The 23945-nt window shown below is 71.1% G+C and carries 17 protein-coding genes and 1 pseudogene; 10 read left to right on the forward strand and 8 right to left on the reverse strand.

Going from position 1 to position 23945, the window contains the following annotated elements:
• Positions 1 to 43: 43 nt before the first annotated feature.
• A complete protein-coding gene (locus tag IE231_RS07795; protein WP_201896874.1) occupies positions 44 to 799 on the reverse strand; it encodes a mycothiol-dependent nitroreductase Rv2466c family protein in 756 nt (251 codons plus the stop codon).
• A 153-nt stretch (positions 800 to 952) separates the two neighbouring features.
• On the opposite strand from IE231_RS07795, the gene IE231_RS07800 reads away from it, so the two are divergent.
• Complete coding sequence (locus IE231_RS07800) at positions 953 to 1645, forward strand: Maf family protein (RefSeq protein ID WP_229866575.1); 693 nt, start codon at positions 953 to 955, stop codon at positions 1643 to 1645.
• 189 nt (positions 1646 to 1834) lie between these two features.
• Complete coding sequence (locus IE231_RS07805; protein ID WP_229866600.1) at positions 1835 to 3589, forward strand: acetyl/propionyl/methylcrotonyl-CoA carboxylase subunit alpha; 1755 nt, start codon at positions 1835 to 1837, stop codon at positions 3587 to 3589.
• 116 nt (positions 3590 to 3705) lie between these two features.
• Here IE231_RS07805 and IE231_RS07810 read toward each other — a convergent pair whose 3' ends face one another.
• The gene (locus tag IE231_RS07810) at positions 3706 to 4866 is read right to left on the reverse strand and encodes a choice-of-anchor L domain-containing protein (protein WP_189693382.1); all 1161 of its coding nucleotides are present in this window, start codon (positions 4864 to 4866) and stop codon (positions 3706 to 3708) included.
• A 365-nt stretch (positions 4867 to 5231) separates the two neighbouring features.
• Positions 5232 to 6638, reverse strand: a complete 1407-nt coding sequence (locus IE231_RS07815; RefSeq protein ID WP_189693383.1) for an MFS transporter — start codon at positions 6636 to 6638, stop codon at positions 5232 to 5234.
• 289 nt (positions 6639 to 6927) lie between these two features.
• Between IE231_RS07815 and IE231_RS07820 the strand changes: the two genes are divergently transcribed.
• From IE231_RS07820 to IE231_RS07830, 3 genes are read left to right on the forward strand one after another with little or no spacing between them, the layout of a single operon-like run.
• Entirely contained in the window at positions 6928 to 8361 is a 1434-nt protein-coding gene (locus tag IE231_RS07820) for an MFS transporter (protein WP_189693384.1), read from the forward strand.
• A gap of 2 nt (positions 8362 to 8363) precedes the next feature.
• Positions 8364 to 10490, forward strand: a complete 2127-nt coding sequence (locus IE231_RS07825; RefSeq protein ID WP_189693385.1) for a molybdopterin oxidoreductase family protein — start codon at positions 8364 to 8366, stop codon at positions 10488 to 10490.
• Positions 10487 to 12061 carry an FAD-dependent oxidoreductase gene (locus IE231_RS07830; protein ID WP_189693386.1) on the forward strand — a complete coding sequence of 525 codons (1575 nt, stop codon included), beginning with the start codon at positions 10487 to 10489 and terminating at the stop codon, positions 12059 to 12061. The genes IE231_RS07825 and IE231_RS07830 overlap by 4 nt, the downstream gene beginning before the upstream one ends.
• Here the strand turns inward: IE231_RS07830 and IE231_RS07835 are convergent.
• The 3 genes from IE231_RS07835 to IE231_RS07845 all read right to left on the reverse strand — a co-directional run bounded on the left by IE231_RS07835 (position 12033) and on the right by IE231_RS07845 (position 15340).
• Positions 12033 to 13286 carry a benzoate/H(+) symporter BenE family transporter gene (locus IE231_RS07835; protein WP_229866576.1) on the reverse strand — a complete coding sequence of 418 codons (1254 nt, stop codon included), beginning with the start codon at positions 13284 to 13286 and terminating at the stop codon, positions 12033 to 12035. The genes IE231_RS07830 and IE231_RS07835 overlap by 29 nt on opposite strands.
• Positions 13287 to 13339: 53 nt before the next feature.
• On the reverse strand, positions 13340 to 13822 hold the full coding sequence (locus IE231_RS07840) for a hemerythrin domain-containing protein (protein ID WP_189693387.1): 483 nt from the start codon (positions 13820 to 13822) through the stop codon (positions 13340 to 13342).
• A gap of 93 nt (positions 13823 to 13915) precedes the next feature.
• Positions 13916 to 15340, reverse strand: coding sequence for an NAD(P)H-quinone dehydrogenase (locus IE231_RS07845; protein WP_189693388.1), 1425 nt, complete (start codon positions 15338 to 15340; stop codon positions 13916 to 13918).
• A 70-nt stretch (positions 15341 to 15410) separates the two neighbouring features.
• Between IE231_RS07845 and IE231_RS07850 the strand changes: the two genes are divergently transcribed.
• From IE231_RS07850 to IE231_RS18555, 4 genes and pseudogenes are all read left to right on the forward strand, one after another.
• Positions 15411 to 16235, forward strand: a complete 825-nt coding sequence (locus IE231_RS07850) for a purine-nucleoside phosphorylase (protein ID WP_229866577.1) — start codon at positions 15411 to 15413, stop codon at positions 16233 to 16235.
• 46 nt (positions 16236 to 16281) lie between these two features.
• Positions 16282 to 18123 (forward strand): phospho-sugar mutase, encoded by a 1842-nt coding sequence (locus IE231_RS07855; RefSeq protein ID WP_189693390.1) that lies wholly within the window; start codon positions 16282 to 16284, stop codon positions 18121 to 18123.
• A gap of 893 nt (positions 18124 to 19016) precedes the next feature.
• A pseudogene (locus tag IE231_RS18550) lies at positions 19017 to 19382 on the forward strand (DUF222 domain-containing protein); the annotation flags it as partial.
• 12 nt (positions 19383 to 19394) lie between these two features.
• On the forward strand, positions 19395 to 19748 hold the full coding sequence (locus tag IE231_RS18555; protein ID WP_374189427.1) for an HNH endonuclease signature motif containing protein: 354 nt from the start codon (positions 19395 to 19397) through the stop codon (positions 19746 to 19748).
• Between the two features lie 91 nt (positions 19749 to 19839).
• Here IE231_RS18555 and IE231_RS07865 read toward each other — a convergent pair whose 3' ends face one another.
• Together IE231_RS07865 and nirD are read right to left on the reverse strand one after the other, a co-directional pair.
• Positions 19840 to 20211, reverse strand: coding sequence for a Clp protease N-terminal domain-containing protein (locus IE231_RS07865; protein ID WP_229866578.1), 372 nt, complete (start codon positions 20209 to 20211; stop codon positions 19840 to 19842).
• Between the two features lie 192 nt (positions 20212 to 20403).
• A complete protein-coding gene (gene nirD / locus IE231_RS07870; protein WP_189693392.1) occupies positions 20404 to 20817 on the reverse strand; it encodes a nitrite reductase small subunit NirD in 414 nt (137 codons plus the stop codon).
• 425 nt (positions 20818 to 21242) lie between these two features.
• Here nirD and nirB point away from each other — a divergent pair, with 425 nt between their 5' ends.
• A complete protein-coding gene (nirB, locus tag IE231_RS07875; protein ID WP_229866579.1) occupies positions 21243 to 23945 on the forward strand; it encodes a nitrite reductase large subunit NirB in 2703 nt (900 codons plus the stop codon).

Below are 23945 nucleotides of genomic sequence, written 5' to 3' on the forward strand. Positions count from 1 at the left end.
CGAGCCGGTTCAGGCCCGAGCCGGTTCAAGCAGTTGGCCGGATTCAGCGCTTGAGCCGCCTGCTGCCGCCGTGCCAGTCCTCCTCACGTCCAGTCTCGTCGGGTGCCACGCCGAAGCTGCGCAGCTGTGGACGCTCGCGAAGGCTCCGCTTGAGCTCGGCGAAACCCGGGAACTCGGCGAGCCCGACGACGTGGTCCCACAGCCGCCCCGCGTCTGCCTCTGCGGGCATGCGGCTGATCACCGGGCCGAAGAAGGCGGTCCCCTCCGGTGGCCTGAAGTGGATGATCGGGGTTCCGACGTCCTTGCCCGTCAACGAGAGCGCGTGGTCCGTCTCCGCGCGCAGCTCGGCATCGCGGCCGGTGTCCTCGAGCGCGTCGGCCAGGGACGCCGGCAGGCCCACCTCAGCCAGCAGGGGCTCCACGAATGCCCGCGTGCCCCGTTCGGCCGGCTCAAGCGTCTCGGCCCGCTCGGAGTCGAAGACCTCGCGCCCGATCGCCGCATAGAGCGGCCCAACTACCGCGTCGCCGTACTCCTCCCGGGCCCGCGCGGCCACCCGCAGCAGCCGTAGGCCCGAGGTGTGGCCGGCCTCGTAGCCGGGCGGGAACTGGCTCTCGTAGTCCACGTGTGCGTTGAGCATCCGCAGCGAGATGAACCGCCACCTCACGCTGTAGCCGCGCTGGTCCGCCACCATGCGGACCCACTTGCTCGTCATCCACGCGAAGGGACAGACGGGGTCGAAGTAGTAGTCGATGTCTGGGTAGTCGATGTCTGGGTAGTAGTCGATGTCTGGCTCAGCCATGTGGCCTCCTTGCCGGTTCGAATGCTTCGTGAATTACTCCTACCCGCTCCCGCAGGGTGCTGATCAAGCCCAGGATCGAGATCAAGCCCCACAGTGGAGATCAACGGGCAGGATGAGGGCCTCGCACGCCGGCCGTGACCTAGCATGGGCGCCGTGACTGTCCATCCCGCCCCGGTGGCCCACTCCTCCTGGCCGCACCCGCCCACCCTGATCCTCGCGTCCAAGTCGCCGGCGCGCACCAGACTGCTCGAGGAGGCCGGGATCCCCCACCGCGTCCTCGTCTCCGCCGTCGATGAGGAGGCCGTTGCCGCGAAGCACCCCGACGCCTCCCCCGCGGAGACGGCCCTCCTCCTCGCGCGGGCCAAGGCCGAGGCGGTGGCCGCGCTGCCGGCTGCGGCGGGCACGCTCGTCCTGGGCTGCGACTCGGTCTTCGAGCTCGACGGGCAGGCCCTCGGCAAGCCGTACACCCCGGAGGTGGCCCGCGAGCGGCTCGCCGCGATGAGCGGGCGGTCGGGCATCCTCCATACGGGTCACTGGCTCGTGGACCGGCGCGGCCTGGCCCCTCAGACACCCCACCCGCACGAGGCCGCCGTCGGCGAGGTCGCGTCCGCGGGGGTTGAGTTCACGACGATGGATCCCCAGGAAATCGCCGCCTACGTGGCGACCGGGGAGCCGCTCCACTGCGCCGGCTCGTTCACGATCGACGGCCTCGGCGGCGCATTCCTCTCCAGGGTCGACGGCGATCCGCACACCGTCGTCGGGCTGTCCATCTCGACCCTGCGCGCCCTCTTGGCCCACGCGGGAGTACGCCTCACGGACTGGTGGGCCGCCGCCGTCGACCATTGAGCGATTTTTGTAGGTCTCCTACAACGGATCGGCCTGCTCCGCACGGAATCCGCCACCAATATGGGCGATCCCACCAAAGGGGCGTTAGGCTTCGCGGAGTACAGAACGGAGTTGCCCTTGTCGTCGAATGCCGCGTCCCGCCCCGCAGATTCCCCCAGCGGGGAGACCACCACCCGGCCCTTCACCAAGGTGCTCATCGCCAATCGCGGTGAGATCGCCGTGCGCGTGATCCGCGCCGCCCGCGACGAGGGCCTTGCCTCCGTCGCCGTGTATGCCGAGCCGGACCGCGACGCGCTGCACGTGCGCCTCGCGGACGATGCCTACGCGCTGGGTGGAACCACGGCCGCCGAGTCCTACCTCGTGATGGACAAGATCATCGACGCCGCCCGCGCGTCGGGCGCAGACGCCGTCCACCCCGGCTACGGCTTCCTCTCGGAGAACGCCGAGTTCGCCCAGCGCGTCATCGACGCGGGCCTGACCTGGATCGGCCCCTCCCCAGAGTCCATCGCCGCCCTCGGCGACAAGGTCCGGGCACGCCACATCGCCGAGAAGGTCGGGGCCCCCCTCGTGCCCGGCACCGCCGACCCGGTCGGCTCCGCGGACGAGGTCCTCGACTTCGCGCGCGAGTTCGGCCTGCCGGTGGCGATCAAGGCCGCGTACGGCGGCGGCGGCCGCGGCATCAAGGTGGCCCGCAGCTTCGAGGAGATCCCCGAACTGTTCGACTCTGCGGTGCGCGAGGCCACGGCGGCCTTCGGCCGGGGCGAGTGCTTCATCGAGCGCTTCCTCGACGCGCCGCGCCACGTGGAGACCCAGTGCCTCGCGGATGCGGCGGGGAACGTCGTCGTCGTCTCGACCCGCGACTGCTCGCTCCAGCGCCGCAACCAGAAGCTCGTCGAGGAGGCGCCCGCCCCCTTCCTGACCGAGGAGCAGACCAAGCGGCTCTACGAGGCCTCCAAGGCCATCCTGCGCGAAGCCAAGTACCTCGGCGCCGGCACGTGCGAATTCCTCGTGGGCCAGGACGGGACCATCAGCTTCCTCGAGGTCAACACGCGCCTCCAGGTGGAGCACTGCGTGTCCGAGGAGGTCACCGGCCTGGACCTCGTCCGCGAGCAGTTCCGACTCGCGCGCGGGGAGGAGCTCGGCTACGACGACCCCGAGATCCGCGGCCACTCCTTCGAGTTCCGCATCAACGGCGAGGACGCCGGACGGGGCTTCATGCCGGCTCCGGGTGTCGTCGAGACCCTCACCTATCCGGCGGGCCCGGGCGTGCGAGTCGATTCCGGCGTCGTGGCCGGTGATGTGGTCTCCGGCAACTTCGACTCGATGCTCGCCAAGCTCATCGTCTCCGGCTCTTCCCGCGAGCAGGCGCTCCAGCGGGCGCGCCGCGCGCTCGACGAGCTGACGATCACCGGGATGCCCACCGTCGTGCCGTTCCATCGCGCTGTCGTGAGCGACCCCGCATTCGCCCCGGCCGAGGGCCCGTTCAGCGTGCACACGCGGTGGATCGAGACCGAGTTCGACAACACGATTCCGCCCTACGCCGGCCTGCTCGGCGCCGAGGGCGGCGCGGACGACGACGGCTCGCGGCAGAGCGTCGTCGTCGAGGTGGGCGGCAAGCGGCTCGAGGTGACGATCCCCGGCGCACTGTCACTGGCAAGCGGCAAAGCCCCCAAGACCAAGAAGAAGTCACGGGGTTCCCGGTCGGCGGCCGCCGGCGGGGCGGCGAGCGGCGACGCCCTCACGGCGCCGATGCAGGGCACGATCGTGAAGGTGGCCGTCGCGGACGGCGACGTGGTCGCAGAAGGCGATCTCGTCGTCGTGCTCGAGGCCATGAAGATGGAGCAGCCCCTCACCGCCCACAAGGGGGGCATGATCAAGGGCCTCACGGCCGAGCCCGGCCAGACTGTAGGCGCGGGCGCGCTCATCGCGACCATCGAGGACTGAGGCGGGACCCTCAACGCAACGCCAGAGACCCCACAGCCCCCGAAGAGGGCTGTGGGGTCTCTGGCACTCGGCTGTGGGGTCTCTGGCACTCGGCTGTGAGGCCCCGACTCGCCGCCCTACTGCTGGTGCACCGTGAGGTTGCCCCATAGGTCGGTCGCGGTGTTTTCCCAGACGACGGCGCCGCCCTGGTCCTTGATCACGACGTGGACGGTGTCCGGGCTGCCCTTCTTGGCGGAGTTGCCCTGGCGGTTGTCCCCGACGGTCGCCGTGAAGGTGTATCCGTCAACGCCGTTGAGGCGGCCGGCCCCGGACCACGTCGCCGTGGTGCCGGACGAGGTGAAGGCGGTGACGCTGGTGCCGTGGAACTTCGCACCTGTCCTGTGGTCATTGACCTGCAGGTTGCCCCGGAGTCCCTGGGCGTCGCTGATCACCTGGGTGCCCAGCGTGACGTCACCGTCAGCCTGAGCCACCGTCCCGCCGCCCGTCACCTTTGCGGTGCCTTGGGGCGGGGTCGTGCTGAACGACCCTGCCTTGAGGAACACTCCGCTGTCATAGACGAAGTCCGAGCCGTCGGCGATGGCGAGCTTGATGTGGTTCGGAACGCCGGCATTGACGGGCGCCATGAACGTCAGCACCGTCGTGAGTCCGTCATACTCAACGTTGCGGGATGCGGATCCCCAGGGGTTGTCCACGTAGAGCGCAGGGTTGCTGCCCGGGTTGATGTTGTTGACAGTGATGGGCTGGAGGACCCCGCCATTGTCCACGAGAGCGTAGTTCGTCCCGTTGACGAAGAAGGCGAAGGAGTCGTTGAAGTTTGACCCCACGTACTCGAGGTATTCCTCGGAGCCGAAGACGTACTGGAAGTAGACGGTGTCCGCGTTCGGCGTGAAGTCGAACTCGAGGACGCTCGCGTCGTGCGTCGTGACGCCGGAGAGCGCCGTCAGGTCGGCGTCGCCAGCCACTCCGTTGGCCGTACTCGTATTCGGGGCCTTGTTGGGGCCGACGACTGACGCCGTCGAACCGGTGGTCAGCAGCACGCCGGTGTCAAAGCCGACGCTGGCGGCGCCGCCCGCGAACGTTCCCGACGCACCAGCCGCGCCCGTGTAGACGACGTTGCTCGCCGTCACGCCGGAGCCGAGAAGTGTGTTGGCAAGGTCAGTCGCGGTCTGGGTCGTGAGGTCCGTTGTCGACGTCACGGCATGGGCCGGGAGTGCGGTGAGGGATAGGGCGGTGACTGCGCTGAGCACGGCTGCAGAGCGCCAGAAGGTCTGGTTCATGGAAGGTCTCTCTCGAAGGTGCGGTGACACGTTTCACAAGTGTCGACGCCGGCCCCCGCCGGACGTCGTTGTGCCGGCATCGCCGGCGGCGCGTACGCGGGGTACCCCGGGGAACCTGGACCAAGGGCCCCCCACCCCAGCTGCTCAACCTAGCCGAGCAAGCCGATGCGAATATATCCATCACCGTGATTTATTACAAGCACCCACGATGCGGCAACGGAGGTGGCCCCCGGCGGGCATCCGCCGAAGAGCCACCTCCGTTGTCGCGAAGAGCCACCTCCGTTGTCGCGAAGAGCCACCACCCCTGTCGCGAAGAGCCACCTCCGTTGTCGCGAGGAGCCACCACCCCAGGCCGGAGGAGCCAGCTAGGCCGAGACGTTGTCCTCGAACTTCGCATCGCGGGTCTCCTTGGTGAGGAGGAGCGCCACGAAGGTCAGCACTGCGGCGACCGCGAGGTATACGCCGACCCAGACGGTGTTGCCCTTGCCGAACTGCCACAGCGCGATCGCCACGAATGACGCCGGGGCCGCGCCGATCACGGACGAGAGGTTGTACGCGATCGCGGAGCCGGTGTAGCGCACGTTGGCGGGGAAGAGCTCGGGCAGGATCGCCGCCATCGGGCCGAACGTGGCACCCATGAGCGCGAAGCCCACGATCAGGCCCACCATGGCGGCGCCGGTGCCCGGTCCGAACATGAGGCCCCATGTCAGGCCGAACACGAAGATCAGCCCGGTGACCCAGAGAAGGAACTTGCGGCGGCCGTACTTCTCCGCCAGCGGACCGGAGAGCACGGTGAAGACGCCGAAGAACACCACGCCGATGATGAGCATCCACAGGAACAGCCCCCGGTCGATCCCCAGGCCCGGGACGAAGGACGCCGCGTCAAAGGCCTTGCCGGCCTTCTGGGCCGCAGCGCGTGCCACCTCGGGAGAGGCCGGGGCCGTGCCGTAGGTGAGGGTGAAGCTCGTGGTCAGGTAGAAGAGCACATAGGTCGCGAGCATGATGAACGTGCCGGCGACGACGGCGCGCCAGTGGTGCTTGAACGTCGCGGCGAGCGGGACCTTGGCGACCTTCTCCTCATCGATGACCTTCTTGAACGAGGTGCTCTCCACGAGCTTGAGGCGCACGTACAGGCCGATGGCGACCATGATGATGCTGAAGAGGAACGGGATGCGCCAGCCCCACGCCTCGAACTGGGCCGGGGTGAGGAACCCGTTCATCACCACGTACATCACGTTGGCGACGATGAACCCGATGGGGGCGCCCAGCTGCGGGAAGGTGCCCCACACGGCACGCTTGCCCTCGGGCGCGTTCTCGGTGGCCAGCAGGGCCGCGCCGGACCACTCGCCGCCCAGCGCCAGTCCCTGCAGGAAGCGCAGGATCACGAGGGCAAGCGGGGCGAGGACCATCCAGCCGGGCGTCGTGGCCGGCGGCAGGAGGCCGATGAGGAACGTGGCAACGCCCATGGTGAGCAGCGACGCGACGAGGGTCCCCTTGCGCCCGAGCTTGTCGCCGAAGTGCCCGAACAGGATCGAGCCGACCGGCCGGGCAATGAACGCGACGCCGAAAATGGCGAACGAGGACAGGATCGCATTGATGTCGGACGCGTTCGGGAAGAAGAGCTTGGGGAACACGAGGACCGACGCGGTCGCGTACGCGTAGAAGTCGAAGAACTCGATCGTCGTGCCGATGAGGCTCGAGAAGATGACACGGCCCTTGGTATTGGCCGCCTGGCCGGCCGAGGGCTCCGTCACCGCAGAAGTGCTGGACATGGGTTCGCTTTCACATGCTGGACCGGACATTGACTTTCTGTCCGGTGTTTGGGTACGAACCATCCTACGTCCGGCCAGTCCATCTCCCGGACGACATGTCCACATCCCGAGACGCAAGTGATGTACAGCACTCGCTTGTGGATCGCGGCCGGACCTCACACCGGCGCCCGGCGCGCGAGAGGCCGATGTCACGGCCCGTTCACAGCGCGCGCCGCCGGACGAAACGCGCCGCTCCTAGCGTGGAAGCCAGTCCCCCTTCCCCCGATCATCCGTCTCCCTAGGAGCAGCCATGAGCACAGAACCGCGCATCGCGCACGAAGCCGCCACCTCGTCCGAGCGCCCATCCTCACCCTCGCTGCGGCTCGACACGCGCAGGGGCCGCTGGATCGAGCACTGGGACCCCGAGGACGCGGAGCAGTGGGAACGCGAGGGCAGGGCGATCGCCCGTCGGAACCTTCGCTGGTCGATCACCGCCGAGTTCCTCGGGTTCGTGGTGTGGCAGCTCTGGTCGATCGTGGTCGTCCAGCTCCCTTCGGCCGGCTTCGCGTTCAGCACGCCCCAGCTGTTCTGGCTCCTGTCGATGCCGAGCCTCGTCGGAGCGACCCTGCGCATCCCCTACACCTTCATGGTCCCGCGGTTCGGAGGCCGCAACTGGACCATTGTCTCCGCCCTGCTGCTCCTCCTCCCCACCGTCGGGCTGGCCGCCTGCGTGGCGAACCCGTCCACACCGTTCTGGCTCATGCTCGCGGTCGCGGGCCTCGCGGGGTTCGGCGGAGGGAACTTCGCGAGCTCGATGGCCAACATCACCTTCTTCTTCCCTGCTAGGGAGAAGGGCTGGGCGCTCGGCCTCAACGCGGCCGGCGGCAACCTCGGCGCGGCCGTCGCCCAGCTCGTCGTGCCGATCGCCGTGAGCGTCACGGCGCTGTTCGCCTCAGGGGCCAGCCTCGCCGTCGCCGGCCTCCTGTGGGTCCCGCTCATCCTCGTCGCCGCCGTCGGGGCGTTCAGGCGCATGGACAACCTCGCCCACGCAAGGGGCGACGTCGCGGGCTCGCTCGCCGCGCTGAAGGAACCGCACCTGTGGGTCATCGCCCTCCTGTACGTGGGCACCTTCGGCTCGTTCATCGGCTTCAGCGGGGTCTTCCCCAAGCTCATCCACGACATCTTCCCGGCCTTCTCGGCGCTTCCGCTCCCTCTCGGAGGCGCCACGGCAGCGCTCTCCCTCGCCTTCCTCGGGCCGCTGGTCGGCTCACTCGCCCGGCCCTACGGCGGCCGGCTCGCGGACAGGTTCGGCGGTGCGAGGATCACCGTCGCCTCATTCGCCGCCATGGCCGTGGCGACCCTCGCCGTCATCGCCACCCTCCCGGCCAAGAACTTCTGGCTCTTCCTCGCCCTGTTCCTGGCCCTCTTCACGGCGAGCGGGATCGGCAACGGCTCGACCTACCGCATGATCCCCGCCGTGTTCGCGACCGCGAGCCGCGCCGCACGGGCCGGCGCCGCGCCGTCGTCCACCTCCCGCCTCGCCTCGGCGGCGCTCGGGCTGGTCTCCGCGATCGGCGCGTACGGGGGCTTCGCGATCCCGCAGGTCCTCGGCGCGTCGGCGAGCGCGAGCGGCTCCTACGTCCCGGCCTTCTACGGCTTCGTGGCCGCCTACGTGCTCATGCTCGCCGTAGCGTGGGCGTGCTACCTGCGCCGGGGATCCCGCACTGCCCGGGTGGGGGCGTGAGCATGACGGCCACGCACTGCCCGTACTGCGCGCTCCAGTGCGCGATGACGGTAACGCCCGCACCCTCGCCGACGGCGGTTGCCGAGGTGGCCGGCCGCGAATTCCCGACCAACCGCGGCGGGCTGTGCCGGAAGGGGTGGACGTCCGCAGAGCTCCTGGTCCACCCCGAGAGGGTCACCGAACCGCTGCTGCGCACAGACGACGGCGAGCTGGTCGCCGTGGGCTGGGACGTTGCGCTCGCGCGCGTCGCAGCGGAGATCCGGCGTGCGCAGGCCGAGCATGGGAAGGACGCCGTAGGGGTGTTCGGCGGCGGCGGGCTGACCAATGAGAAGGCCTACCTGCTGGGCAAGTTCGCCCGGGTCGCGCTCGGCACCTCGCGGATCGACTACAACGGCCGGTTCTGCATGTCCTCGGCGGCAGCCGCCGCGAATCGTGCGTTCGGGATCGACCGCGGCCTGCCCTTCCCGCTGGAGGACCTCGCGGCGGCGGACACCGTCCTGATGCTCGGCTCCAACGCCGCGGACACGATGCCCCCGTTCGTGCAGCACCTCGCTGGCGCGCGGGAGGCGGGCGGCCTCATCGTGGTCGATCCCCGGCGCTCGGCGACCGCGGCCCTCACCGCCGACGGGGCTGGCCTCCACCTCCAGCCGGCGCCGCACACGGACCTCGTCCTCCTGCTCGGGCTCGCGCACGTGGTGCTGGCCGAGGGACTCGCGCACGAGCGCTACCTCGAGGAGCGGACCATCGGCCTTGCGCCGGTGGCACGCTCGGTCGCCCAGTGGTGGCCCGAGCGCGTCCAGGCGGCCACCGGCGTCCCGGCACCGCTTCTACGCCAGACGGCCCATCGGCTCGCGGAGTCCGCAAGGGCCGGCTCGTGCTACATCCTCACAGGCCGCGGGATCGAGCAGCACGCCGACGGGACGGACACCGTCACCGCGGCGATCAACCTCGCGCTGCTTCTCGGCCTGCCCGGCTCGGCACACGGCGGCTTCGGCACGCTCACCGGCCAGGGCAACGGGCAGGGAGGGCGCGAGCACGGGCAGAAGGCCGACCAGCTCCCCGGCTACCGGAAGATCACCGACCCCGCCGCCCGGGCGCACGTGGCACGCGTGTGGGGAGTGCCCGAGGCGAGCCTCCCCGGCCCGGGACTGCCCGCCGTCGAGCTCCTCGCCTCGCTCGGCACGGACGACGGCGTGCGGTGCCTCCTCGTGCACGGCGCCAACGTTGCGGTCTCGGCGCCGGACGCCGCGGCCGTACGCGAGAGGCTCCGGGCCCTGGACTTCCTCGTGGTCTGTGACGCCTTCCTGTCCGAGACGGCGATGGAGGCGGACCTGGTGCTCCCCGTCCTGCAGTGGGCCGAGGAGGAGGGCACCATGACGAACCTCGAGGGGCGCGTCCTGCGGCGGCGCGGCGCCGTGCAGCCCCCGCCCGGAGCCCGCAGCGAGCTGTGGATCATGAACCGGATCGCGGCGCTGCTGGACGCCCCCTCGCGCTTCCCCGAGGACCCCCGCGAGGTGTTCGAGGAGCTGCGCGCGGCCTCCGCCGGAGGCCCCGCCGACTACTCCGGCGTCACCTACGAGCGGCTCGACGCCGGCGAGGCACTCCACTGGCCGTGCCCGCAGGGGAGTCCGGGGACGCCGCGGCTCTTCACGGACCGGTTCGCTCATCCGGACGGCCGGGCGAGGATGATCCCCGTTCGGGCCGGCGCTCCCGTGACCGCCTCCGAGTCCCGCCCGGGCACATTCCATCTCGCGACCGGCCGGCTCCTCGAGCACTACCAGTCAGGCGCACAGACCCGCCGTGTGGCGAGCCTCGCGGCCGCGCAGCCCGAGGCACGCCTCGCGATCCACCCCGGCCCCGCAGCGCGCCTCGGCATCGACGACGGCGCGTGGGTGCGCGTGCGCCGCGCAGCGGAGGCACGGGGCAGCAGCGCCGGGCTGCCCGAGGTGCTGTGCCGCGCCGAGCTGGCCACCGCCGTCCGCCCCGACACGGTCTTCCTCCCGTTCCACTTCCCGGGCACGGGCTCGGCCAACCTCCTCACCCACGCGTCCCAGGACCCGTTCTCGGGCATGCCCGAGTTCAAGACGACGCGGGTCGTGGTCGAGCCCTGCGGAAAGGAGCAGCCATGACGAGCCATCCCGAGGACCGGCACTCCCCGAGGATCGTGGTGATCGGCTTCGGCCCCGTGGCGGCGCGGTTCGTGGACGGGCTGCGACCCGCCGCCGCGGCCGGCGCGATCGAGCTCACGGTGGTCGGCGAGGAAGAGCACGCCGCCTACAACCGGGTGCTCGTCGCAGACCTCGGAGTGGGCCGCTCGAGCCTGGCATCCATGGGCCTGGCAGACCCTGCCGAACTCGCCGCGGACGGCGTACGGGTCCTCACCTCCACGCGCGTCGCCCGGCTCGACCGGGCCCGTCGCCTCGTCCACCTCGCCGACGGCGCGTCCCTGCCCTACGACCGCGCCGTCCTCGCAGCCGGGGCACGCGCCGTCGTGCCTCCGCTCACCGGGCTCAACCCGGACCCCCTGCACCCCGTCCTGCCGCTCGGCGTCACCGCCCTCCGGGACGTGCACGACGCCGCGCGGCTCGCCCACGCCGTCCAGGGCCGCCGCCGGGTCGTCGTCCTCGGCGGCGGTGTGCTCGGGCTTGAGGCTGCGCTCGCGGCGAGCGAGGAGGGCGCCACCGTCACGGTCGTCCACCACGGCGACCGGCCGCTGGCGCGCTCCCTCGACAGGACCGGCGGCCGGAGCCTCGCGGCCGCCCTGCGCCGCCAGGGCGTGCGCGTGGCCGGGAATGCGCGCTCCACCGGCCTGGAAACCGGGCAGGACGGCGCGTTCCGGGCCCTGCTCCTCGAGGACGGCTCGGCGATCGATGGCGACCTGCTCGTCCTCGCGTGCGGCGCCCGCCCACGGACAGAGCTCGCGCACGGCGCTGGGCTGGCCGTCGGAGAGGGCATCCTCGTGGACCGCTCGCTCCGGGGACTCCACACCGAGCACGTGTTCGCGATCGGCGACTGCGCCCAGGTCGGCGAGGACGCACCCAGCGGGCTCATCGCACCCGGCTGGCGGCAGGCGGACTGGCTCGCCGCCCGGTTCCGGCACGACCTCCTCGGCGGGCCCGCCCCGGAACCGCTCACCAGCGAGCGGGCCCCCGTGATCCTGCTCAAGGCGCGCGGAGTGAACCTCGCCGTGGCCGGAGACGTCATGGCCGAGCCATGGGACGAGTTCGACGCCGAACACCCCTGCTCAGCAGGGGATCCGCAGGGCCGGTCGAGGGAGCCCGTGCGCGTGTCGCTCTGGTCCGACCCGGAGCACGGGGCCTACGTCAAGATGGCCACCCGCGGAGGCGTCCTCACGGGTTTCGTGGCCCTCGGAGCGCCGCGCGCCGCCGCCGAGCTCACGCTGCTCTTCGAATCCGGCGCAGAGCTGCCTGCAGACCGCTCCCTCATGCTCCGGCTCGACGGCGTCGAATCGTCTGCGCCGGGCGGCAGCACGAGATCCGGCGGCGTGGGAACGTCGGCCGGCCCGGAATCGACGATGTGCCGATGCGCCGGGGTGAGCCGGGGCGCCGTGGCGCAGGCCGTCACGGACGGGTGCTCGACGCTCGAGGACGTCTCCCGCCAGACGCGGGCCGGGACGGGATGCGGAGGCTGCCGGGATCAGGTGCGCGAGCTCATCGAACAGCACTTCGCCGCGGCCTGAGCATTCCCAGCGCCGCGTAGGCGACAGCGCCGGCGAGGATGCCCCAGAAGGCCGAGACGATGCCGAACGCGCTGATCCCCGACGCGGTCACAGCGAGCGTGATGACTGCGGCCTCGATGGCGTGCGGCGCGGCGCGGGCGTCGTCACGGGCGTGGGTCACCGAATCGATGATCGCGCCCTGCGTCGCCGCGAGGAGGGCGACGCCGGCCAGGACGGTCAGCAGGGCCGGCGGCACGGCGGCGACGAGCGCCACGGCCGTGGTGCTGAACAGCCCGAACAGGATGTAGAACACGCCGCACGAGATGCCCGCGACGTACCGGCGGTCCGCGTCGGGATGTGCCTCGCGCCCCGCACAGATCCCCGCAGTGATGGCGGCGAGGTTGATCCCGTGCGAGCCGAAGGGCGCTGAGACGAGCCACGCGAGGGAGGCGCCGCCCACCATGAGGCGATCCCCGGCGTCGTACCCCAGCTGGCGCATCATCGCGAGGCCGGGCGCGTTCTGCCCGGCCATGGTGACCACGAGGAGCGGCACCGAGATGCCGACGATTGCCGGCAGGCCGAACGTCGGCGTGGTCCAGACCGGCCCCGAGAGGTCCCAAGCCAGGGCCTGGGCCGCGACGCCGCCCGTCGCGACCGCGAGCGCCACGCCCGCGGCGAGCGCCACGAGGACCGCGTAGCGCGGGGCGAATCGGCGGCCCACGAGGAATGCGAGGACGAGCCCGCCGCCCACGAGCGGGGACTCGACGACGGCGCCGCACGCCTTGAGCACGAACGGCAGCAGCACCCCCGCGAGGACCGCGGCGACCACGGGACGCGGCACGGCCCCCATGAGCCGGCCGAACCACCCCGTCGCGCCGAGCACGATCGCGAGCGCGGCCGCGACGACGTACGCGCCGAGGGCGTCGCTGTACGAGTAGTGCCCGAGGGCGGTGAGCAGCAGGGCCGCGCCCGGCACCGACCACGCCACGACGACGGGCTGGCGTGTCAGCAGGCTCAGCACGACGCACGTGATGCCGCTCGCGATGGCAATCGCGCTCATCCACGAGGCGGTCAGAGCCGGGCCGAGGTGCGCCGACTGGGCCGCCTGCAGCACCACGATCATCGGCCCCGCATAGGAGACCGCGACCGCGATGAATCCCGCCGCGATCGCGGAGAAGGACGCGTCGGCGAGCATCCCGCTCCGGGCCCGCGTCCGGGTCCCTTCCATCGTCTTCGCTGAGGTCACGCGGACACGCTAGCGGAGATCGCCCCTCTCAACCGAGACGATCTCCGTATGGATCACCCCACGACTTCCTCGAGCCCCTCGACGGCCTGGGCAAGGGAGAGGTCCGGGTTCTCGACCATGAACGGGAAGAGGAGTCCGTTCTCCTTGCGCAGGTGGAGGGCGAACGCCCGGGCGATCGCGAGCCCGACGGCGGCGGCACGGGCCCCGTCCGCGTCCCGCAGCTCCTCCACGAGGCCCACGATGGCCTGATGGTCCTGGAGCATCCCCTCCACGAGCAGACGCGCCTCCGGTGTCTCCCGCGCCGGGCCGTACAGTGGTCCCTCCTCGGCCAGGGCGTGCGGGATCAGCTCGTCCTCGCACCAGCCCACGAGGTTGGCCTTCTCGTCGTAGGCGGCGCCGCCGTCGCCCGCCTCCACTGCGGCAAGCAGGGCGTCGGAGAGGGCCGTCACCCGCTCGAGCATGTGCCCGTGATGCTCCTCGACGGCGGCCAGCGCGTCCTCGTCGTCCTTGAAACCGTGTGCGTGCGTGTGTGCCATGCCGCCATGGTCCCCCGCACCTCCGACAGTCCTCAAGGGACCAAGAGCCCGAAGCGGTTGCGGGGCGTGTACCTGGCTGCGTGTGCCGCTCGGCTACATGTGCACGTGCAGCCGGCGGGCGGCCTCGGCGATCGATCCGGACAGCGAAGGGTACACGGCGTAGGTGTTGGCGATGTCGTCCACGTGGAGCTTCTGCTCGACCGCCATGGCGAGGGCGAAGATCAGCTCGGAGGCATTGGAGCCCATGACGACGGCTCCGATTACCGTACCCGTGCCCTTGCGCGAGATGACCTTCACGAACCCGTCGGTGGTGTTGCGCATCTTGGCCCTGGGGTTGCTCTTGAGCCGGAGCATCACGACGTCGCCCGCGACCTTGCCGCTCGCGACATCCGCCTCCGAGGCTCCCACCGAGGCGATCTCGGGAGAGGTGAAGATGTTGGAGGCCACGTGGTTGAGGTTGAGCGGGGTGACCTGGTCGCCGAGGATGTGCGCGATGGCGATGCGCCCCTGCATCGCGGCGACCGAGGCGAGGGCGAGGACCCCGGTGCAGTCGCCCGCGGCGTAGACGTTCGTCGCGGTGGTCCGGGAGACGCCGTCGACCCTGATGTGGCCGCTCTCGGTCACCGCCACGCCCGCCTGCTCGAGGCCGATGCCGTCGGTGTTGGGGATCGAGCCGACGCACAGGAGGCAGTGGGAGCCCGTGACCTTCGTGCCGTCGCCGAGGGTGACCGCCACGCCGTCGCCCGTGCGCTCGACCGCCTCCGCACGCGAGCGGGAGAGGACCCGCACGCCGCGGCGCGCAAAGACCTTCTCGAGCAGCTCCGCACCGTTCGGGTCAGACCCCGGCAGCACCCTGTCGCGGGAGGAAATGAGGGTGACCTTGGAGCCGAGGCCGTTGTAGGCGGAGGCGAACTCGGCACCCGTGACGCCCGAGCCGACCACGATGAGCTCCTCGGGGATCTCCTCGAGGTTGTAGATCTGCGCCCAGTTCAGGATGCGCTCGCCGTCCGGGCGCGCCGCCGGCAGCTCGCGGGGGTGTGCACCCACGGCGAGGATGACGGCGTCGGCCTCGATCCGCTCGACCCCGTCCACGGTCGTGGCCTCGATGACGCTGCCGTCCACGAGGCGACCGGAGCCCATGACGACGCGCACGCCCTGCGCCTCGAGCCCCGCGAGGATGTCCTCGGACTGCTGGCGGGCGAGACCGAGGAGCCTGTCGTTGACGATGCGCAGATCCGCCCGGAGGTCCGCGCGGTCGAGGGTCTCGCGGCCGTTCGAGGTGAGGCGGAGGCCGAGCGCGGCGGAGGCCTCCTCGACGCGGGTCATGAGATCCGACGTGGCGATCAGGGTCTTCGACGGCACCACGTCCGTGAGCACGGCCGAGCCGCCGAGCCCCGCGCGTTCCACGATCGTGACCTTCGCCCCGAGCGAGGCAGCAACAGACGCCGCCTCGTAGCCTCCGGGGCCGCCGCCGAGGATCGCAATGTGGGGAGCCGCAAAATCAGGGTTGGTCGTCACGGACACCCATTGTGTCATCACCTCCCCCGCGAGCGCGTGTCAGGGGGCACGGATTGGTAGGTTCTTCCTTGTGACGACAACGGCAGCAGCGGCGACCACCGACGATCCCTTCGTGCTGGCCCGGGCGGCGGCAGACTCGATCGCCCGCGCCACCGGGGTCCCTGCCCACGACATCGCGCTCGTGCTCGGCTCGGGCTGGGGCGCCGCGGCGGAGCTCATCGGCGAGACGACGGCGACGATCCCGGCAGTGGACGTGCCGGGGTTCTCGGCACCGGCCGTGGAAGGCCATGTCGGCACAATCCGGTCCGTGGCCACCCCCGACGGCAAGCGCGCGCTCGTGCTCGGCGCCCGCACCCACTACTACGAGGGCAAGGGCGTGCGGTCCGTGGTGCACGGCGTCCGGACGGCCGCGGCGGCGGGCTGCCGCGTCGTCGTGCTCACCAACGGCTGCGGCGGGCTCAACCCCGACTGGGCGCCCGGCACCCCGGTGCTCATCAGCGACCACATCAACCTCACAGCGGCCTCCCCGCTCGAGGGAGCCACCTTCGTGGACCTCACCGACCTCTACTCGCCGCGGCTGCGTGCCCTCGCCCGCTCGGTGGACCCAAGCCTGGCCGAGGGAGTCTACGCGCAGTTCCCCGGCCCCCACTACGAGACTCCGGCCGAGGTCCAGTACGCCAAACGGATCGGCGCCGACCTCATCGGCATGTCCACCGCGCTCGAGGCCATCGCCGCCCGTCACGCCGGACTCGAGGTGTTCGGCATCTCGCTCGTGACCAACCTCGCGGCCGGAATCAGCCCGGAACCCCTCAGCCATGAGGAGGTCCTCGCAGCGGGCGCCGCCGCGGGCCCCCGGATCTCGCGGCTCCTCGCCGACGTCATCGCCGCCATGTGACGGCGCTGCCCCGGACGACCACGCCACTACGAAGGACTACGCCGACATGAGCACGATCCCCGCCGGGACGCCGGACCTCGCCGAGCTATCCCACCGCGCCGAAACCTGGGCCGCCGCCGACCCCGACCCCGCCACCGCAGCCCAGCTGCGCGAGACGCTCGCCCGGGCCCACGATCCCGAGCCCTCCGTGGCCCGGGACGCGGCCCTCCAAGAGCTCTCCGACGCGTTCTGCGGCACACTGCAGTTCGGCACCGCAGGCCTCCGGGCAGCGCTGGGTCCCGGACCCAACAGGATGAACCGGGTCACGGTGCGCCGTGCCGCGGCCGGGCTCGCGGAGTTCCTCATGCGGCGCGTGGGGGCCGCCGCTTCCGGGGGCACGGCGTCATCCGGTGCGGGTTCTCAGGGCGCGGCGTCCGACGGCGGCACTGCCACCTCCGACAGCGCCGCCCGGCCGCGCGCCGTCGTGGGCTATGACGCGCGCATCAACTCCGACGTGTTCGCGGCCGAAACGGCCGCGATCTTCACTGCGGCGGGGATCGACGCCTACCTGATGCCGTCCGCTCTGCCCACGCCCGTGCTCGCGTACGCGCTCCAGGCGCTCGGCTGCGACGCCGGGGTCATGGTCACCGCAAGCCACAATCCCCCGCAGGACAACGGGTACAAGGTCTACCTCGGCGGCCGTGCCGTCGACGAGGCGGGCAGGGGAGCCCAGATCGTCTCCCCCATTGACGCCGAGATCTCGGAGCTGATCGACCAGGCCGGGCCGGTGGAGTCGATCGCACTCGCCGAGCGCGGATGGACCGTGCTGCCGGCGAGCATCGCCGCGGACTACCGGGACGCCGTCGTGCATCTCGCCAAGCCGGGACTCTTCCCGGCGCGGGATCTCAAGGTCGTCCTCACTCCCCTGCACGGCGTGGGCGGCGAGACTGCCCTGTCCGTGCTGCGCGATGCCGGGTTCACCGACGTGACCATCGTGGAGGAACAGGCCGAGCCAGATCCCGCCTTCCCGACCGTGGCGTTCCCGAACCCCGAGGAGCCCGGTGCGCTCGACCTCGCCCTCGAGGCGGCCAGGGCCCAGGGCGCTGACCTCGTGATCGCGAACGACCCGGACGCCGACCGCTGCGCCGTTGCAGCCCCGGACCCAGCCACCGGTGAGTGGCGCATGCTGCGCGGCGACGAGGTCGGGGCGCTGCTCGGCGCGCACGTGGTACAGCGGCTGGAACTGCCCGAGGGCTCGGGCGACCCCTCCGTGGTGTTCGCCAACTCGATCGTCTCCTCGCGGCTGCTGGCGCGGATCGCCGATGCCGCGGGCCTGTCCCACCGCGAGACGCTCACGGGCTTCAAGTGGATCTCGCGCGTGCCGGGACTCGTCTACGGGTACGAAGAGGCTCTCGGCTACTGCGTGGCGCCCCGCCTCGTGAAGGACAAGGACGGCGTCTCAGCAGCCCTTCTGGTCGCCGAGATGGCGGCCGCAGCGAAGGCCGAGGGGCAGACCCTGTTCGACCGGCTCGATGCCCTGCACGTGCTCCACGGTGTGCATCTGACCGACCAGCTCAGCGTCCGGGTGGCTGATCTCGGCCTGCTCGACGCCATGATGTCCCGCCTGCGGCACGATCCACCCGCCTCATTCGCCGACTCCCCTGTCGAGACGGAGGTGGACCTGTCCGAGGGGACGGAGACACTGCCTCCGACCGAGGGGCTGGCGTGGCTGACGCGGGACGCAACCCGCGTGATCATCCGCCCGAGCGGAACCGAGCCGAAGCTCAAGTGCTACTTCGAGGTGATCAGGCCCGTGGACAACTCGGCCGAGCTGGCCGAGGCCCGCGAGGCCGCCCGCACCGCGCTTGACGCCGCGATGAACGACGTGCGCGAGGCCCTCGGCCTCTGAGGAGCCGCGGGCTGGGCGGCCGCGTGCGGCTGCCGCTGGCCGCCGAGAAATGTCGGAGGCGCCGAGTAGGTTGCGATCATGAGCACCGAACAGGCGTTCGAACGCGATCCAGGGCGGCCGCAGGGCCCGCTGCCCTGGTGGGAGGCGCTCGAACTTCAGAACCTGCTCGATGCCGAAGATGCGCTCGCCGCCGCCGGGCACCCTGTAGATCCCGAGCCGTGGATGCTGACCGAGTGGAAGCTCGACGATTCCCCGTCGACGCTGCCAGTCCGAGCACCGCGGCTCGACGACGATCTGTTGCGGCTCGTCGGGGAGGAACCTGAGCAGCGTGACCCGGAATTGCCCGGTGCCGAGGACGGGCTGCTGCCTGCCGACGAGGAACTGCCCTCCCCCACGGCCGCCGTTGCCGACCTCCATGCGGAGGCGGCAGACCTACTGGTCGCGCGCCTCGAGCGGCTCGACCGGGAGGACGGGGCACGGGCGGGTGAAAGGGTCGTGGCCTTGGGCGCCCTCGCCCGCGCGCTGGGCGCCGCCTCAGACGATCCCCTTCTGCGGCGGGATGCTCCTTCCATTGTGGCCTCGTTGGTCTCAGCGACCCTGAAGGTCTCTGCCCGCACTGCCAAGAGAATGGTGACCGAAGCCCTCGAGCTCAACACGCCCGCGTGGCGTCCGCTCCTGGACGCAATGCGCCGCGGAGTGCTGCCCCAGCGCCGTGTGCGAGCGGTACTTGACGCAGCCCTTCCCGTGCCAGAGGAGAAGTTGACCCGCTTCCTGGCGGAGGCCATCGCCATCGCCGCACCCACGCTTTCCGATGGTGCCCCGGATCTGGATCGGATTCCTGCCCCGGGAGCACTGAGCCGCCGTCTGCGGCGGGCGGCGGACAAGCACGCCTCGACACTCTGCTCGAGAGCACTGCCCGGTCCTTGCAGGGCGTCGGGGAGGCACGCACGCTTCCCCAACTGCGCGCCGACGTCCTCGCGGACCTGCTCACAGCACGCTCCGATCCAGATCGCGGTCGAAGCACCCCCGGAGGAACCCGGGCTCACATCATCGCCACCATCCCCGCCCGGACCCTGCAGGGCATCTCGGAGGAGCCTGGAGAGATCCTCGGCTACGGTCAGATCGACCCCAAAGCGGCTCGACTCCTCGCGGCCCAAGCGGCGACATGGACCCGGATGTGGGTTGACCCCTTCACAGGGGCACCACTGGCGGTGGGGCGCACCCGCTACACCCCCACAGCAGCAATGCGGCGACAGCTCGGCGCTCGCGACATGACGTGCCGTTTCCCCGGATGCGACAAGCCCGCCGGAGCGACCGAGGCGGATCATACAAACGCTTGGGCCAACGGAGGCGAGACCAGCGTGGCCAACCTCGCGCTGCTCTGCCGCGAGCATCACCGCCTCAAGAGCGAGGGCTACTGGCGGCCCCGCCAGATCGGGCCACCGCCAGCCGACGCACTCACGCCGGACTGCCGTCAGGTCGCTGTGGCAAAGGCGCCGCCGATTGGCTCACGCGACCAGGACTCTCGGACTCCGGAGCACCCGCACGGGACCATCGAGTGGACCTCTCCCACGGGACGCAGGTACATCACATACCCCGAAGGAGATCCGCCACCGCCGTTCTGAGCGGCACGCGGCGCGCTGTCGGCGTAGTCACGCGTGCCCTTCTGTGGCACTCGGCACTTCCAGGGGTGGCGACCGCCCCAGCCGCTGTGTCCTACGCGGCGTTCAGGCGGGCGCGCACCTCATCCGTGTTGACGCCGAGATGGGCGAGCAGTGATGCCGCTGGATCCGGAATCCGATCGTCCAGCAGGGCGAGCAGCAGGTGCCGCTCGGTGAGAAGGCGTGACCGCTCTGCGGCCGCGTACTTGACGGAGCGCGCGAGCACGTCCTTGGCGCCGGAAGTGAACGGCAGGCGCCCGGTCCTGCTAGCCGCGGCGCTGGGGACCCGGCCGTCCCCGGCCGCGTCCCCGATGCCCTCCTGGACCGACGCCGCGGGGGCGCCGGGCAGCCCTGGATCGATCCCGACGGCGGCGAGCGCTTCACGGTCAAGCACCTCCTCGCCGGCGCGCGCCTGGGCGAGGCTCACGCCGAGTGCCGCCGCGCCTTCCGGGTCGTGGAGCAGTCCCAGCAGCAGATGCTGCGTGCCGATCCGTCGGTCGCCCCTACGCCGAGCCTCGAGGAGCCCTTCGCTTACAGTGCTGCGCTGTCAATCTAGATTGACACGTGCTTCTACTCGCTGCCTCACTGTCCGCGCGAAGATCGGATCGCGGCCCGAGTCTCACGCCGCGATCTGCACCACGCCGCCGACCACGCGCGCAGCGAAGGCGGCAAGCGGGGTGCCGGCAGCATCGAGACGCTCGCCGGTGACCAGGTCGTAGACCTGCTTGTGCAGGGGTGAGGCGATGGTCGGTCGACCGCTCCGGGAACCGACAATCCCCCGCGCCATGACGTGGGCTCCGGTAGCGGGGTCGCGCTGCTCGACAGCGAAGACCTCGTTGCCGGGGAGGCGGAAGAGGGCGACCTGCCGGCCGCCGACGAGGGCCGCCTCGCCCCAGTTGGTCTCGAGGTCTGACAGGCGGCAGACATCGTGCCAACGTGCCGGGGAGGCCGAGAGAAAAGGGTCGTCAGGATCTGTCGAGCTCGATCGGAGGGAGCTCGAGGCGGCCAGGTGCGGAAGCGCTGTGATCGTCATGCCTCCACGCTAGGGAAGGAGCAGTTTCGTCTGGGTTGACCGCACATCACAGCCGCGTAAAACCGACCTCACCGCCGCGGAAACACGCCTGTGACAGGGAAGTTAATCGCCCGTTACGCTCGGGCAACTGGTCCGAAATCGCGGCTTCCTAGGGTTGAGGAAACCCGCCGGAATGCGCACGTGCGCTCCGGCACCACCCTACGGAAGGCCCGACTGTGAGCATCAGCCAGCGCCCCATCCCCAGTCCCTCGCCCGCCCCCGCTCCCGTCCCCGGAACCTCCCCCGAGCAGCAGCCGGCGGCTTCGCCGATATCCCCGGCATCACTGACATCCCCGGCCAGCGCAACGTCGCCGACGTCCGCGGCCAGCGCAACGAGGGTGGTCGTTGTCGGCGGCGGTCCCGCGGCCCATCGGTTCACGGAGGCCATGGCCGCCCGAGGCCTCGATCGTCTGGACGGTTCCCGACGCTTCGAGGTCACCGTGCTCACCGAGGAGGCGCATCTCCCCTACGACCGCGTGGCACTGTCCAAGGCGCTCACGGGCGACCCCTCCGACGTCGACCTCACCCTCGGAGCCGCCTCGCTCTGGGCCACGCCCGGGATCACCCTGCGTACAGGCTCTCGCGTCACCGCAGTCGACACCGCCGCGCGGACGGTCACGGCCCTCGGCCCGGACGGAACCGTCCATGAACACCCCTACGACGAGCTCGTCCTCGCGACGGGCTCGAGCGCAGCCCGCCTGCCGATCCCCGGCGCCGACCGCACCCACGTATACCGCACCCTCGAGGACGTCTGGTTCCTCCGCGAGGAGATCGCGCGGCTCACCACGCGCCTCGGCCGTGCGCCACGCGTGGCGGTCGTCGGGGGCGGGCTGCTGGGCATCGAGGCTGCCGCGGGCGCCCAGTCCCTCGGCGCCGAGGCCGCGATCATCGACGGCTCCCCGTGGCCTATGAACCGGCAGCTCGACGAGGGTGCCGGGCAAGCGCTCACACGGCTCATCGCAGCCAAGGGTCTCGCCCTCCATGGCGGCGTCTTCCCGTCGGAGATCCTGGTCGAGGACGAGCGCGCGGCCGCGACCCGCCCTGCAGGCCCGGAATCAGGGACCACGGACGACGGCGGCCGCGTCTCCGGGGTGCTCCTGGCCGACGGGACGGTGGTCGCCGCAGACCTCGTGGTGGTGGCCATCGGCGTCCGGCCCCGCGACGAGCTCATCCGCTCTGCACTGGATGCCCAGTCTGGGCTGGATGGTCAGTCCGCGCTGCACACGGAAGAGGAATCTGCCGCGCAGGGGCGCCCGGACCAAGCGCAGGCGACCTTCGAGCTCGGCCCGCGGGGCGGCGTCGTGATCGACGAGGCCTGCGCGACCGGAGCGCCCCACGTGTGGGCCATCGGGGAGGTCGCGAGCTTCGGCGGCATGTGCCTCGGCCTTGTGGCTCCCGCTAACACCATGGCGGAGATCGTGGCCGACCGCCTCCACGGCGGCGACGCCGCCTTCCCCGGGTTCGATACCGCGACCAAGCTCAAGCTCTCCGGCGTGGACGTGGCGAGCTTCGGCGACGCATTCGCGGCGGAGCCGGGCGCACTCGAGATCGTCTATGCGGATCCCGCCCGCGGCGTCTACCAGAAGATCGTCACGACAGACGACGCACGCACCCTCCTCGGCGGCATCTTCGTCGGGGACGCCTCCCCCTACATGAGCCTGCGTCCCCTGATCGGCCGGGAGCTCCCTGCCGAACCGGCGGCGTTCCTGTCGGCTGCCGGCTCCGAGGGTTCCGAGGCAGCGCAGGCAGAGCTGCCGGATGACGCGATCCTGTGCTCCTGCAACAACGTCGCGGCCGGGACGCTCCGCGATGCCGTCAACTCCTGCGGGACCTGCGAAGGGAAGGAGCCTGTGCAGGACGTGGCCGGCCTCAAGTCGTGCACGCGCGCCGGGACGCAGTGCGGCTCGTGCGTGCCGATGATCAAGAAGCTCCTCGAAGGCGAGCTCGCCAAGTCCGGGGTGTCCGTGAGCAAGGCGCTGTGCGAGCACATCCCGCTCTCGCGGCAGGAACTCTTCGACAGGATCCGGGTGCTCGGCCTGACCTCCTTCGAGGACATCATGTCCCGCTACGGGTCCGGCGCCGGGTGCGACATCTGCAAGCCCACCATCGCCTCGATCCTCGCATCCCAGCACTCGGCCTACGTGCTCGACGCCGGCCGCGGCACCCTCCAGGACACCAACGACCGGGCCCTGGCCAACATGCAGAAGGACGGCACGTACTCGGTCGTGCCGCGCATCCCCGGGGGCGAGATCACCCCCGAGAAGCTCGGGGTCATCGCGTCGGTCGCCCAGAAGTACAGCCTCTACACCAAGATCACCGGCGGCCAGCGGATCGACATGTTCGGCGCCCGGCTCGAGCAGCTTCCCGACATCTGGGCCGAGCTCATCGCGGCGGGCATGGAGTCGGGGCAGGCGTACGGCAAGAGCCTGCGGACGGTGAAGAGCTGCGTCGGGTCAACCTGGTGCCGCTACGGCCAGCAGGACTCCGTGGGCATGGCGATCCAGCTCGAGCTGCGCTACCGGGGCCTGCGCAGCCCGCACAAGCTCAAGCTCGGCGTCTCGGGCTGTGCGCGCGAGTGCGCCGAGGCCCGCGGCAAGGACGTGGGCGTCATCGCGACCGCGGACGGCTGGAACCTGTACGTGGGCGGCAACGGCGGCGCGACCCCGGCCCACGCCCAGCTCCTGGCCAAGGACCTGGACGATGAGACGCTCATCAGGTACATCGACCGCTACTTCATGTACTACATCCGCACCGCCGACCGCCTGCAGCGCACCGCTCGCTGGCAGGAGGAGCTCGACGGCGGGCTCGAGCACGTGCGCCAGGTCGTCGTCGAGGACTCGCTCGGGATCGCCGCCGAGCTCGAGGCCGCCATGGCCAGCCACGTCGAGCACTACGAGGACGAGTGGGCCGCGACGCTGAAGGACCCCGAGCGCCTGCGCCGCTTCCGTACCTTCGTCAACGCCCCCGACGCCGCCGACGACTCGATCGTGCACGTCCCCGAGCGCGACCAGGTCCGGCCCGCCACCACCGCCGAACGCGTCTCGCTCGGCGCCGGCATCCCGCTCCGCCCCCACCTCGAGGAGGCCTGA

It is taken from the genome of Sinomonas cellulolyticus (genome assembly GCF_014656475.1).
GTDB lineage: Bacteria > Actinomycetota > Actinomycetes > Actinomycetales > Micrococcaceae > Sinomonas > Sinomonas cellulolyticus.

What these genes read in the sequence shown, in the direction of transcription:
- IE231_RS18555 (WP_374189427.1), top strand. Translation starts at nt 19,395, where the DNA reads ATGACGTGCCGTTTCCCCGGATGCGACAAGCCCGCCGGAGCGACCGAG.
- nirB (WP_229866579.1), top strand. Translation starts at nt 21,243, where the DNA reads ATGGCCGCCCGAGGCCTCGATCGTCTGGACGGTTCCCGACGCTTCGAG.
- IE231_RS07795 (WP_201896874.1), bottom strand. Translation starts at nt 799, where the DNA reads ATGGCTGAGCCAGACATCGACTACTACCCAGACATCGACTACCCAGAC.
- IE231_RS07825 (WP_189693385.1), top strand. Translation starts at nt 8,364, where the DNA reads ATGACGGCCACGCACTGCCCGTACTGCGCGCTCCAGTGCGCGATGACG.
- IE231_RS07810 (WP_189693382.1), bottom strand. Translation starts at nt 4,866, where the DNA reads ATGAACCAGACCTTCTGGCGCTCTGCAGCCGTGCTCAGCGCAGTCACC.
- IE231_RS07815 (WP_189693383.1), bottom strand. Translation starts at nt 6,638, where the DNA reads ATGTCCAGCACTTCTGCGGTGACGGAGCCCTCGGCCGGCCAGGCGGCC.
- IE231_RS07840 (WP_189693387.1), bottom strand. Translation starts at nt 13,822, where the DNA reads ATGGCACACACGCACGCACACGGTTTCAAGGACGACGAGGACGCGCTG.
- nirD (WP_189693392.1), bottom strand. Translation starts at nt 20,817, where the DNA reads ATGACGATCACAGCGCTTCCGCACCTGGCCGCCTCGAGCTCCCTCCGA.
- IE231_RS07855 (WP_189693390.1), top strand. Translation starts at nt 16,282, where the DNA reads ATGAGCACGATCCCCGCCGGGACGCCGGACCTCGCCGAGCTATCCCAC.
- IE231_RS07830 (WP_189693386.1), top strand. Translation starts at nt 10,487, where the DNA reads ATGACGAGCCATCCCGAGGACCGGCACTCCCCGAGGATCGTGGTGATC.
- IE231_RS07820 (WP_189693384.1), top strand. Translation starts at nt 6,928, where the DNA reads ATGAGCACAGAACCGCGCATCGCGCACGAAGCCGCCACCTCGTCCGAG.